Source organism: Methylobacterium aerolatum, assembly GCF_022179085.1.
Taxonomy (GTDB): domain Bacteria; phylum Pseudomonadota; class Alphaproteobacteria; order Rhizobiales; family Beijerinckiaceae; genus Methylobacterium; species Methylobacterium aerolatum.
Genome location: NZ_BPQE01000002.1, coordinates 274,309 through 286,815 on the forward strand (window position 1 = coordinate 274,309; position 12,507 = coordinate 286,815).

At 67.1% G+C, this 12,507-nt stretch carries 8 protein-coding genes and 1 pseudogene; all 9 read right to left on the minus strand.

What is annotated here, in order from left to right; genetic code table 11:
- Positions 1 to 2: 2 nt before the first annotated feature.
- The gene (locus MFF06_RS01770) at positions 3 to 1,103 is read right to left on the minus strand and encodes a TniB family NTP-binding protein (protein ID WP_238201263.1); all 1,101 of its coding nucleotides are present in this window, start codon (positions 1,101 to 1,103) and stop codon (positions 3 to 5) included.
- Positions 1,096 to 3,381: a TnsB C-terminal domain-containing protein gene (locus MFF06_RS01775; RefSeq protein WP_238201264.1), complete on the minus strand. Its 2,286-nt coding sequence runs from the start codon at positions 3,379 to 3,381 to the stop codon at positions 1,096 to 1,098. Before MFF06_RS01775 ends, MFF06_RS01770 begins: the two co-directional genes overlap by 8 nt.
- Positions 3,382 to 3,383: 2 nt before the next feature.
- A complete protein-coding gene (locus tag MFF06_RS01780) occupies positions 3,384 to 4,058 on the minus strand; it encodes a hypothetical protein (protein ID WP_238201265.1) in 675 nt (224 codons plus the stop codon).
- A gap of 640 nt (positions 4,059 to 4,698) precedes the next feature.
- Complete coding sequence (locus tag MFF06_RS01785; RefSeq protein ID WP_238201266.1) at positions 4,699 to 6,711, minus strand: AAA family ATPase; 2,013 nt, start codon at positions 6,709 to 6,711, stop codon at positions 4,699 to 4,701.
- 159 nt (positions 6,712 to 6,870) lie between these two features.
- On the minus strand, positions 6,871 to 7,140 hold the full coding sequence (locus MFF06_RS01790; RefSeq protein ID WP_238201267.1) for a hypothetical protein: 270 nt from the start codon (positions 7,138 to 7,140) through the stop codon (positions 6,871 to 6,873).
- 376 nt (positions 7,141 to 7,516) lie between these two features.
- The gene (locus MFF06_RS01795) at positions 7,517 to 8,458 is read right to left on the minus strand and encodes a ComEC/Rec2 family competence protein (protein ID WP_238201268.1); all 942 of its coding nucleotides are present in this window, start codon (positions 8,456 to 8,458) and stop codon (positions 7,517 to 7,519) included.
- Positions 8,459 to 8,545: 87 nt separating this feature from the next.
- Positions 8,546 to 10,792, minus strand: coding sequence for an anti-phage 6A-MBL system cap2_3 protein (cap2-3, locus tag MFF06_RS01800; RefSeq protein ID WP_238201269.1), 2,247 nt, complete (start codon positions 10,790 to 10,792; stop codon positions 8,546 to 8,548).
- Positions 10,793 to 10,797: 5 nt separating this feature from the next.
- Complete coding sequence (gene mblB / locus MFF06_RS01805) at positions 10,798 to 11,925, minus strand: anti-phage 6A-MBL system MBL-fold protein (protein WP_238201270.1); 1,128 nt, start codon at positions 11,923 to 11,925, stop codon at positions 10,798 to 10,800.
- 44 nt (positions 11,926 to 11,969) lie between these two features.
- Positions 11,970 to 12,507, minus strand: a pseudogene (locus tag MFF06_RS01810) (patatin-like phospholipase family protein); the annotation flags it as partial.

Genomic DNA, 12,507 nt, shown 5'->3' on the forward strand with positions numbered 1-12,507 from the left:
CGTCACCGCTTCGAGAAGCTGTCGCGGTCCCGCCGCTCGCCCTTGCGTACCCCGGTCAGCTCGTTCTCGAAGCCCTCGGGCAATTCCGAGAGACGTGGCTTCCTCGGCTTCCTGCGCGGGAGGCCGAACGGGTTATCGTCCTTGCTGCCGCGCCTCGCGAACTCGAACGCTTCCGCGAAGACCCCGTCGACAAGCGCCTCGTCGCCCTCGTCGTAGGCGATGGCGGTCGCGCGGAACAGGAGCTTCATCAGGCTGCTGATGTTCCCTCCGGTGGCCTTGTGCAGCTTGTGGGCTTGCTTCAGGCCGGAAATCGGCGGCGACGGAGGAATGGCCAGGATGCCCTCCTCCACGTCCTCTTCCTTCTCCCCTTCCAGGGCTTCTCCGGCGATGGACGCGAGGATCGCGCACCATTCGTCACGGTCGGCTTCGTCCGCCCAGTTAAATGGCGTCAAGTAGAAATCACCGGCATCGCGGCGCCTAATCTGCCCATACACCTCATGGATGCTTGTCAATTCCTCTGTCCCAGCGAATACGAACTGACACGCCCCTTCGCTTAGCATCGACTTGAGATGTCTGACTGCCTTCTTCTGAAACTTCTCGGTCTTATCCTCGATGACATGGGTAAACTCGTCGAGGATGATCATGTGGACATGCTGGGCCTTGACCTGCTCGACGACCGCCCGCTTTCTCTCCTCTGCCTTGCCGACGCACAGGTGCTCACATCCCAGCGCGGTGAGGAGCGCGTCGAACAGGTTGATCTCGTTGGGGTTCGACGGGACTTCCACCAGTACGACGGGCCGCACGGTCCCCTTCGCGGTCTCGAACGGGCCGGCGCGCATCGACGCGAACCGCTTCAGGATCGTGCTCTTCCCGACGCCGGGCTGGCCGTAGAACAGGCCGGCCCGGCCCTCCCTCGCCGTGCCGTGCTCGCGGTAGAGGTCGTCCAGCCACTTCATGGCTTGGTCGTAGCGGTAGTGGTCGACGACCGCCCGCCCGATGCGCATCAGCACGGCCCTCTTCTCGGGGTCGGCGTTCGCGAGGATCTCAGCGATGTCGTCGGGGTAGAGGCCGTCCTTGCCGGCCAGGGTCTTGGCATCAATCATAGGACACCTTCTTGCGTGTGGTGCTACGCGGCGGTTGCTGCGACGGCGGCTGCGACGGGACCGGGGCCTGCTCCGTGGGAGCGATGGGCTTTTGCGGTTCGGAGGGTGTCTTGGGACGCGCCTTGTTGCGCGGCGTCCGCGGCTTCGGCCCGGGCTTGGCCTGCAACTCGCTCCGGTAGGTCTCGACGAGGCTTTCGTCGGCGACCGCGCGGCGGTTGTCCTCCGCGTCGTGGACGGCGTCGTGAACGTCGGGTTCCGTCAGTTCGAGCGGAGCGTCGCTTTCCTGCTTGTCCACCCGGCGGCGGGCCATCAGGTCGATGACCTCCCGCCCCAACCCGAGGAACTGGGCGACCTTGGTCAGCTTGCGGCGGCCCCTGCGGGCCTTGATCATCGCCTTGCCGAGCTCGAAAAGCTCCGCCTTGGCCATCAGCAGCGCGCCCATCCGGATGCGCCCCTTGGGGCTCGCGTCCGTGGCGCGCCGCCTGATCACCCTGTGCTGGTGGAGTGTGAGGCCCTCTGCATAGTCCGGCCGGGTGCACGGCACGCGGAGCGTGAACCCCTTGTCGTGGTCGACGAGGGTGACGTGGCCGAGCTCCTGCGGGTCGTACCGGACCTCGACGCGGGGATCCTTCTCGAATCCTGCCCGGTACCGTGCGAGCTCGGGGCTGTTGTAGCGCAGCCCGAACAGACGCAGGCCCCTGCGCTCGGCCTTGCGCTGCTCGTAGGCACCGACCAACTCGATGAGGTCGTCATGGGCCCTCACACGCCGCGGGGGGCGAAGCTCGGCGGAGGCGCACCAGCGGTCGATCCGGCGCTCGCCGGATTGCGGGTCCACTTCCTGGTTGTAGACGTCGACGATGGCCTTCGTGACGAACAGGCGCAGTTGGGCGAGCGAGATGACGGCGTCGTCGTCGGGCTTGTAGTCCCGGCCCGGGTCGTCGCCGTAGCGCAGGACCTTGCCGGGGAACATGTCCAGGAAGCATTCCTGGACCGTGCCCCAGAACCGCTCGATCCGGCCCTTCTTCCAGGACTGCGACGGCGGGACGTAATCGACGTGGCATCCGAGCGCCGAGCCCGTGTGCACGAACGAGGCCGAGTGGAAGACCTGGTCGTTGTCGACGAAGAAGTGGAACGGCACCCCGTTCACGGGGTAGGCGTTGCGCACGCGGGGCTGGCCGTCCTCGTCGGTGCCGAGCGCCGCCGTATCCTTGTAACCGATGACGTGCTTCAGGCAGCGCGCCGCCGACACGTAGGACGGCGGGTCGAAGCCGATGTCCCAGCCGGCGACGCAGCCCGAGTAACAGTCGACGGCCGCCATGAGGAAGGGCGTGCCCAACGGCATGTCGTGCTCCTCGTCGACCACGAACAGGCGCAGGTACTTGAAGTCCGCCTCGACCCGTTCGAAGGCGAAATTCACCTGCGGACCCGCCCCCACCGGGGAGATCTCCTGCCGCGCCGCGTCCGGGCCCCGGCGCCTATCGGTCCGGATCACGCGCGAGACCCGCTTGCACTCGGCGCGGAACGCCTTAAGCGAGGGAAACGGCGAGCGCTTCGCCGGGTCCTTGTTCGTCGCCATCTCGGCCACCACGGCGCTGGCCTTGTCGGGCCCGCCGAGGGCCTTGATGATGTTCGAGACGCACGCCTTGTGGGCGGTCGTGGCGTTGGGCCGGTGCCGACGGAGGTAGTCGCTCTCGATGGCCTCCCGCATCGCCTTGATCTGGTACGGCTCGAACCTGCGGTCGCGGTTGCCGCGCTTGGCGGCGTTCGAGCACAGCGCGCGCGGGTCCCTGCCGGCCCGGGTCCAATTCCGCCACCACCGGTAGACGGAGCTCCAGTCGTGCGGCCCGGTGTCGTCGCGTTCGGCCGCGATGCGGTCGCAGACCGGCTGCAACGAAACGTCCGAGCGCGAAAAGTCCCGGCCCAGGTCGTCGAGCGCGCGGCAGTAGCGGAGGCGCCGGACGATCTCGCGGCGCTCGACCCTCGTGAAGGCCCGAAGGGACCGTCTCAGGTTCTGCCTGACGCCGATGGGCAGGCCGAACTCGGTCTTGGAGACGAAGGTGAGCTTGCCGGCCTCGTGCCACGCCTTGATGTCTGCGGACGCGATGGGGTGCTCGACCTGGGGGACGTCGACCTCGCTGAAGACGTAGCCCAGCGGCTTGCGGCAGCGGCTCTCGACGACGAGGAGCTTGCCGTGGAGCTCGATGGCGTCGCCCGTGCGCAGGTAGACGTCGTCGTGGTAGCGCGGGACTTCCGCGGCGACCGGTGCGAGCAGGTCCATGGTCACGCCCTCCCCGCGAGGCAGGTGTCGCCGTCGAACAGGCGCGAGGGCCGGAACGAGAGCTCCCCGCGCGCGACCAGGTTGAGGGCCGCCGCGTAGGCCCGGGGGTATGGGAGCACGCCCGATGCGACCATGTCGTTAAGGGTCAGGCTTACCCCTTGGTCGACGGCGCCCCGGACGAGTTCGAGGTCGTGGTCCGACACCAGCCCCTCGCCGGCCTGGGCGAGCACGAGCCGGGCGTTCGTCTGCCTCGGCTCGGCCCGCAGGCTCTTCTCGGTGAAGACCAGGAAGCGACGGCCCTCCTCGCGGCATTCCCGGGAGATGCGGCCGTACTTCAAGCGCTGCTGCGCCAGGTCGACGCTCGACAGCACCTCGACGTCGACCCGGCGCTCGGTCTTTGTCGGGCGGTCGGCCAGCGTGAGCTCGTAGCGGGGGCGGTACTCCTCCCACTGGCGTCCGTTCCACCACTGGATCGGACGGGCATGCTGCCTGATGTCCACCACGTCCGGATGCACGGCCGCCAGGACGAGGAAGTCGAAGGCCAGCATGCCGCGATAGGCGATGGGGTCCCTGGCCCGCCAGTATTGGAACCACCCGTGATGGGCGAGGCGGCTGTTGCTGTCGTTTGGGCGCTCGTTCGTTCGCACCACGAGCGGCGCGCAGGTGACGGTGGCCATGGTCGGCCTCCCACGGTCGCGCCCGTCGGCACTCGGCACGTCGGGCGGGGGACACGGATGGGCGGGCCGGCGACGCGCGGACCGTGCGTCTGACCGGCGGGACCGAACGGGGCTGCCAGGGTCGCGGGGATGGCGATGCCGGCGGCGCGTTCGGCACCGGCTATCGCGAGACGGTTCTTCGTCATGGCGGGATATCCTTGCGGGGTGGAAGGCACGGCTCCGCCGAACGCTGCAAACGGCAGCGGTGAAGGAGACGGAGCGGGATCGGGGCGAGCGAGGTCGCGGGCCGGACCGGATGCCGGTCAGGCTATGGGACGGTTCGCTATCGGGGGACGCAGGTCATTCCGAGCTCCACGGATGCCGCCCGGGCGCGCGGCCTGGGCACGATGCGTTCGTGGCTCGGGTGATCATGTCGGCCGGCGATGCCGGCCCTCGGTCTGGGGAGACCGGGACGGCTAGCCGGGGCGACGGTCCGCCCGCACCGCGTCGCGCGCGGTTATGGCTATGCGTATGCTCGTCATGATGATGCAGCTGACCACGATGCCCGGCGCCCCGCAAGCCAAGCTTGGCGGGATGGCTTCCGGGAGCTGAACGGAAAGCGGAGAGATCGATGCACCCGCGGCCGGTGCGGCGCCGGCGTTCACGTGTCGCGAGGCGCCACGAGGTCGGACGCGCCGCGGACGGTCATGGCGGCGATGATCTGCCGGACCTCCTCCCCGGCCATGACCCGCTGCGTCGCGAGCCTCCGGGCGACCGCATCGATGACGACCGCATGCTCGGCGACAAGGGCGTCGGCGCGCTTCTGCAACGCCGTCAGGTCGGCCTCGACCCGATGCCTGAAATTGGGGTCGAGCCGGACCATCTGCATCGCCTCGTCCTCGGACCCGAGCCACGCCAGGCTCCCGCCGAGACCGTAACTGGCATGGGCCGCTGCGACGAGCCGGGTCGCGGTGGCGAGGTCCGAGCCTTGCTGCCCGGCCGCCCCGCTGTGGACGCTGCCCCAGAGGGCGTCGGCGGCCCGTCCGGCGAGAAGGGTCGTCACGTAGTCGTCCAGATCGCGACGGGTGACGCTGGAGCGGACGCGGACCCGGCTTCGCGTGACCCCGGCATACGGTCCGGTCGGCACGGTCGAGACGGCCTGGACCTCGATGCTTCCGACCATGTGCCCGACCACGCAATGCCCGGCCTCGTGCCGCGCCACGGCCAGGACCTCCTCGTAGTCGCGGGTCTCGGCGGGGGCCACCTGCGCGACGAGGTCGGCAAGGGCCATGGGCCGTCGCGCGGCCCTGGCCGAGACGCGGGCCCGCTTCGCCCAGCCCGCGACCTCCGCGCCGGTCGCACCGGCGCCGATGGCGGCGACAGGCCCGAGGTCGACGTTCCTCAGGTCGTCCCCGAGGTGATGGCGCAAGATGCCGGCGATGGCCGGAATATCAGGACGTTCGATGCGGATCACCCGGTTCAATCGGCCGGGCCGGACCAGCGCCTCGTCCAACCTCTCCGGAAAGTTGGTGGTCCCGATGACGATGAGGGACGAGCTCGCCCCGGATACCGCGGAGTCGAGGGCCGTCAGGATGTGCGAGACGATGGGCACCCAGTAGTCCCGGTGCCGGCTGTCGACGGTCGCCCTGTTCGGGAGGGCGTCGATCTCGTCGAGCAGCAGGACGGCGGGACCAGAGGCGACGGCGTGGCAGAACACCATGTCGACCTGCTTGACGATCTCGTTCAGGTACCCGCCGGTCGATGCGAACCATGCCGAGACGCTGGTCGCATGCAACGGCACGCCGAGGGACTTAGCCAGACTCCGGGCAAAGGACGTCTTCCCTACACCGGCCTCCCCTGCCAGCACGATGTGGCGCTCCTCCACCGAGCTCATGTGGCGCGTACCGGCGCGTACCTCGGCCATCGCCGACACGAGGCCCTGGCTCCAGCGCATGACCTCGTCGCCGTAACCGTGGCAATCCTTCAGGAACGGGACGTCGTCGAGGCCTTGGGGCGGACTGGAGAGGGCGCGCGATGCGTTCTCGATGCGCCTCACGCAGGCCCGGCCGGAACTGCCCCGGCGAATGCAGCCCGCGACCGTGGCGAACGGCAGCCCGGCCGCGATGCCGGGCTTGATCGGGCCGGGCCGCGAGCCGGTCGCGAGCCGGATGGTGGACCGGAGCGCCCGCGGGCTCGGCGACCCCAGGTCAACCCTGATGTCGGCCAGGGCCATCAGGTTCGACGGTAGGTAACGCTCGGGCGCGTTGCTGATCCCGCCGACGTTCTGGCCGGCACCGAGGGCCTCGGCGACGGCGGCGCAACCAACATCGGGTCGATCCTGAGTACGCGACTCGCCGCTGCGCTTCAGGAAATCGCCCCAAACCCCCACCCTGTTCAATGCGCGGGCGACGGGGTCGACCCAGTCCGGGCCGGGAACGCCGATGACGACGGCGAGGCCGGCGGCCTTGGAGATGCGCTTGAGGTCGGCGGGACGCATGGCGTCTTGGAGCATCGCCATCGCCAGCAGGGTGGTGACGCGGGAATTGGCGGCGGTTGCCATCATCTCCGAGGCGTTCGGCTCGGCCAGAAAGGCGTCGAAGGGGTCGGCATCGGCCGGGATGGAAGCGGCGGCGAGGCGCCGGGGCAGTTGGGGCTTGTCGGCGGACTTGGTCATGATCTGCCTCCGATGCGAGGCAGCCGCACGCACTCGGGCGCGCCGGTCAGGCCTCGCTGGATGATCGGGAAAGGGTGCGGACGCGGTCGGCCGGTTTCCGGCCGGTCGGCACCGGTATGAGGCGCAGGCGCATGGTCACGCTCCTTGGTGGTTGGCCGTTCAGGGCTCGATGCTCTCGTCGAACGGGTCTGCCGTCGTGCGCTGGGCCCAGGCCGTGACGCGGACGTCGCCCGGGCGCGGCCCGGCCGGCTCGGCGAGGGCGGCGGCACGGCGTTCCGCCTCAGCCATCGCGGAGGCGCCGAGGGTCACGAGCAAGGCGGAAACGCAACGGGACACGGCGGCCTCGCCGCAGGTCTCCCGGAGCGAGCTCAGCCTGCGGAAGACCTCGCCGATCTGGCGGTCGGGGTCGTGGGGGTGGTCGAGGGGCATGCTGCCTCCGATACGAGGCAGCCGGGCGCGTCCGCGCGCCGGTCAGGCCTCGTTGCTGAATGCGTGGGAAAAGACGACGTCGAGGCCGGATACGGCGCAGGTCACGCGCACGCCCGGCCGAGCAACGGCTTTTCGTATGAGGCGTGCGGAACGGGACATCGTTCGATTTACCCTATTCCTGATGTCCGGGAACGGCCGGGACGGCAGGTGTCGGCGTTATAGCGCCCGCCAATCCAAACAGCTCGGTTAAGTTGGGTCAACCAAGATGCGAGGCTTTCGCGACGGAGAAGCTGTGAGCTGGGGATCCCGTGGATAACTTTCCCTGAGGCGCCGACACCGTGGGATGCAGCCGGGTCATGGCATGCCCAAGGCAGGATTACCTCGGGAAGCGAAGGCGAGGCGCATAAAGCTGGCGCAAACTGTCATCGTTCATCGCAAGGAGACGACTTTTTTTCGCGACGAAATCATACACCGACGAGGCACGCGTCGAAGACGTTCGCAGATTGATCGCTCGATATACGCCAGGACGTTCCGGCAGGGACATTACGATGACGTCACCGGTCTTGGTCGTCATCAAGCGGATCTTCTCCTCATAGAGAAGTTCTCGGATCGACAGAGTGGGGTGGTTGTACATGTTTGCGTAATCGGAAGAGCAGATGGCCAAAGTAGGCTCAAGATGCCTGAGGAATTTTTTTGTAGTGAATCCGTTGTCTGCACCGTGGTGCGCGAGGATCATCACGTCCGTCTCGCGACGAAGGGTGCGCAGTCGCCTGAGACGTGCGCCAATGTTTGAAGACTCGACGTCGCCTAAGCTTAGAACGTTAAAGTCACCGCGTCGAAAGTGCTTAACCGTCGAGTTATCGTTATCGCATGACGGGCTCAGATGAACGGGATTATGGAGGGTATCCTCGAACGCGAGGTCCCTCACTCGTTGCAGGCCAGCGATATATTCGGGCGTGATCGCCCTCACCGTTGCGCCGCGGTTGGATAAACGCCTCTCATGTCGATAGGCCTCGATGATGTCGAGGCACGTTTCGCCATTCACGGTGTGAGGCGCGTAGCCAGGACACTCGATCTTCGCCGGTTTGGCGAGGCTCAAGAGCGCTTCGAGCTCCGAGCCTGCGCAATGGTCGGCGTCCCAACTCGTCACGTGGAGGGTGCCGGCGTGGGTGACACCACAGATCTCCATTTCCGCGAGGAGGGTTCTTCGGTTGACCTCGTTCAGGCGGCCTTCGATGACGGTGAAGTGCCCATCGGCGAAGTAGGAGAACGAAGATCCCTTCGTGCCGAGCTGGTAAGCCCTAAAACGCGTCGTCATACAAAGCCCCGGGCGCCCGTCTCGATTTCGATGAAGCCATCCCGGCCTCAGAAGCATAGTTGATTTTTGCCGAAATACCGACGGACTTCACCCAAGCTTCTCGGCCATGACGACGTTCAATCCATCATCCCCCATGATCAGGGACAATCCAGGCAGGCTGTCGAGGGAGGTATCGATGGCGGTCTGACACAATTGGACAATGTCGGTGGAACTCGGGTTCACCGGATGGTGCGGAGGATGCGAATGCCATTCGCCAACGTACCGGACCATGTCCATGACCCTGGCCATCTTCCGAAGCACCTCGTCCGATAGGCCCTCGACGCCCCTCTCGAACTCGGTCGGACTTCCCTTGCTGTCAGGTGGTGCCGGCAAGGGCTCGACGATATGGATTTTCCGCGCGCTGCCGTCGACGACACCGATCACGGAACCTCCCGTTTCGGCGGGCAGGACAGCCTCCCTCATGCGCGCCATGATAGATTGCGCGTCCGCGTCGACGGTGATTTCCCATCCCATGAGCCAGTAGCGCTGGACCGGAGCGATGTTAGGGGCCGTGACCGAGACGCCACCATCCGACGCCAAGGTCCAGATGCCGATGAAGGGCTTGGGGCTATCCAAGGCCTGCGATAGGCCGATGGCGGCAAGCGACGACAGCAGCGCCACGCGGCTTTCCGGAACGCGGTTCGTCACGGCCCGACAGGCGCCCGTGAAGGCAAAGCGTTCGCCCGTCGCCGTCAGGTGGCGCTCCAATGCCGGGCTAGCCAGCACCGTCCGGTAATATTGGGCCTCAAGGTCACGCAGGGTGACAGAGCGGTCCTCAGGCTCCACGAGGACCACGGCGGCCTCGGCCGAGGGATTGAAGAACACGCTCGTGCACCGCCCGGATACGTCGAGGTCGGCGATGTGCCGGCTCGCCGCGACCGATGCGGAGGCATCGATGATGATGTCGGCTTTACCGAATGCGTCGCGCAACTCGTCGGCCTTGGACCCGGGACGGAGGACGTTGCAGCCGATGGTTCGCGTGACCGGTCCGGGAGCGGTGGGATAGAAAATGGAGTTGAGGCGGTCCGCCAGGGCCGCCGCCTTCACCTGTCCGATTTCCAGGGTGCGCAACGTGTGGCGCGCGAGGTTGTGGGGCAGCAGCCGGTCGTCATCGACGATGCACCAGTCGTATCGCCCCTCGCGGACGAGGCTTTCGGCGACGTGAGCCCCGATGGCGCCCGCCCCGACCATGACGACCTTACGGGCATCCGCGCCTGTCCGTCCGGCCAAGGTGGCGGCCAAGTCCGCGTCGAACGCCCGATGGACCTGCGCCATCTCTACGGCGCACTCACCCAACCGCATGATGTCGGGGTCGCGGGAGGGAATCGCCCGAACGAAACCGGATGCCGCGTTCTCGTCCTGGTCGGGGAGGAGAACACCGAGCGCCACCCCGATTTCGCCGACCGACTTCAGGGTGATGAAGACGCGGAGGTCGAGCAGTCCCGGCCGCTCCCCGTTAGGCGCGACAACGGGCATGGAGACGATCAGGGCGAGCGTCCCGTTCAGGCGCGCATGGTCCTTTGCCTCCGAGCCGGCCCAGCGCATCACGCGTTCCCGAAGGTCGTGAATGATATCGACGCCACGGTCGGCAAGGACCCGGGCAAGGGCGCCGAGGTCCCGGGGGGCCCGCCGCAAGCGGGTCATCCGCTCCGGGGGCACGGTGTAGGCCACCGGCAGTATCCGGGCCCCGCTCGCCCCCTTCGGCATGGACCCGGCCGGAAGGACGATGATGACGTTCGGGTCGTCGTCCGTGGTCTTGAAGCCGACGAGCTCCACGTCGTCCGTCCGCGACAGGACCGACGAAGGGACCACGACCCTCAGGGACGAGAGCCCGAAAAAAGGATCGACCGGTTGGTGGGGGTCGTGCAACTCGCCCCGTGCCGCGCGTCGGAACCAAAGGTGGATGCGCTGAAGAAGCTCCGCCGGTGACCAAGTCAGGCGTGCCTCGTCCCACGGTCGGTCGTCGATGCACATGGCGGAGGGGAACCCCTCCGGAATCAATTGCTGGTGTTCCGTGTCGGGGAAGTCTTCCCGAAGCATCATGACGAGGGGCATGGCCTCCTCGTTCCCGAAGGCGATGCCGATCCGCTCGACGCCCTCGATTGGCACCACGGGCCTTTGCGGCGCCCCCGTGAGGACGTCGACGACGAGCATCTCCGGACCGCCCGGATGCCGCCGTGCCTCGACCAGGGTGACGATGTCCGGGGTTGACCGCATGTAGCCGACCACGGCCCTCGCCTGCCCCTGGGCGAGATCACTCAGGGGTATGACCGCCCATTCGTCGAGCCAGGCCATGACGCTCAGCCCTGACGCGCGGGCTTCGATGTCGCGGCGGTCGCGACGCTCGGCGCAGCCAGCGCGAGGGCGATGCCGTAGCGGTCGATCTCGTAGCGAAGGGGCTTCGGAGGGTTGGCGTTCTGCTCCATGGTCACCGTGAAGGTCCCGAGCTTCTCCCTGACGATGCGACGATGGTGGTTGGCAGCTTGGCGGTGCGGCGGCTGCGTGGAATCGTCCTCGGGCGTGCCGGCGAGCGGGATGGGCTTGCTCGGGGACACGATGGTGCAGCGATTCCGGCCCTGGGTTTCGAAAAGCCACTTCACCGCGGGAACGGCTTCGGTCTCGGTCACGCCTCGGTCCGGCCCGAGGGACAGGTACGAGCAGTGGTGGAAGAGCTTCAGTAGATCCCAGCGCAGACGGCCGTCGTTGCCGTACCGGCGCGTGATATTCACGATCTCGGTTAAGACCGAATAGTCGACGTCCGATCCGAAAAGGGCATAAGTCTCTTTGTCGGCGTCCGCGAAGACGGCCTGGAAAACGATGCTGTCGCCGTTGCGGTCGACGACCACGGTTTCATCCTGACGCCAGGCGAAGGGGCTGTGGACGAAGAACTCGACGGCCTCGGGCCCGTCCTTGGCGAAGCCGGGCACGAGCTCGCCGGCGTCGACGAAAAGGTGCTTCCGGCTTTCGAAATCCATGCCCTGCGACGCCATCCACGTCTTGAGGCGGTCGGCACGCGAGAAGATGCGGATGCCCTTCTTCTCCCAGAGGCGATGGCGCGCCTCCTGCCGGATCAGGCGCGCATCACCGTCGAGGTTCGTTTCCGTCAGCGCGCAGGCGGGGACCCACATTTCGTCGATCTCGACGCGGTCACCTCCCTGGTAGGCGGTCGAGTGCTGGAGCCAGAAGAACTCGCCCATCCGCTGGCAATGGTCATCGTCGAGGTGCGTGAAGCAGACCACCCTGAAATGCGTCTGTCCCGCCTTGCGCAGGGCCGCCCGCAGCTCCTTGGCCAGGTCGCAGCGCTTGTCGTACGGGTCGTCCGGATTGCGCTGGTTGCCGTAGTCGATGAGGAGCAACTGCTTGTTGGCAAGTTCAAGCAGGGTGCTGTCGGCGTTGCCGAGCGGATAGAACGTCACGTAGGCGGTCATCGCAAAGACTCCGATCTCCGATGGGTTTTGAGCGAGCATCCCGCCTAGGGCTGCCAGCGAAGCGACGTGGGATACGAGGCGGCCGAGTGCGTCGTGAGGACCACGTCAGCCACCTCGAAGCCGTGCCGGGCGATGCGCTCGAACGCGGCCGGCGTCATCGCCCTCAGGTCGGTGGGATGCCCGAGCGCCTCACGGACATTCCCGTCGTCGAGGAAATCGTCGTATTCGCGCGCCGGCCGCGGGCGGCCCGTCTTGATATCGACGTCCCGGACCGACACGCCCATCTTGAAGAGGGCGCCCGTAACGGTGCCTCCTTCGACGTCCCTCATGAACATGCGGGACCTGAGGGCACGGATCTGGTCGCTCGCGATATCGAAGAGCCGCGGCCCGGCGAGCTGACCCTTGAGGATGGCGAGCGGTGAGGCCGAGCCGTAAGCCGACAGGGGACCGGAGGCATCGCTGCAGATGAGGAATGCGGCCGGGTCCGGGGTCTGCCCGGGCTTGTAGATCGCTTCAAGACCCAGGTTCTCGTAGGCGCCACCATCCCAAAGACCGATGCGGGTCGCGGGGGGCTGCGTCCTC

Excerpts from the sequence above, each read along its gene's own strand:
- MFF06_RS01770 (WP_238201263.1), bottom strand. The coding sequence starts at position 1,103 with ATGATTGATGCCAAGACCCTGGCCGGCAAGGACGGCCTCTACCCCGAC.
- MFF06_RS01775 (WP_238201264.1), bottom strand. The coding sequence starts at position 3,381 with ATGGACCTGCTCGCACCGGTCGCCGCGGAAGTCCCGCGCTACCACGAC.
- MFF06_RS01780 (WP_238201265.1), bottom strand. The coding sequence starts at position 4,058 with ATGGCCACCGTCACCTGCGCGCCGCTCGTGGTGCGAACGAACGAGCGC.
- MFF06_RS01785 (WP_238201266.1), bottom strand. The coding sequence starts at position 6,711 with ATGACCAAGTCCGCCGACAAGCCCCAACTGCCCCGGCGCCTCGCCGCC.
- MFF06_RS01790 (WP_238201267.1), bottom strand. The coding sequence starts at position 7,140 with ATGCCCCTCGACCACCCCCACGACCCCGACCGCCAGATCGGCGAGGTC.
- MFF06_RS01795 (WP_238201268.1), bottom strand. The coding sequence starts at position 8,458 with ATGACGACGCGTTTTAGGGCTTACCAGCTCGGCACGAAGGGATCTTCG.
- cap2-3 (WP_238201269.1), bottom strand. The coding sequence starts at position 10,792 with ATGGCCTGGCTCGACGAATGGGCGGTCATACCCCTGAGTGATCTCGCC.
- mblB (WP_238201270.1), bottom strand. The coding sequence starts at position 11,925 with ATGACCGCCTACGTGACGTTCTATCCGCTCGGCAACGCCGACAGCACC.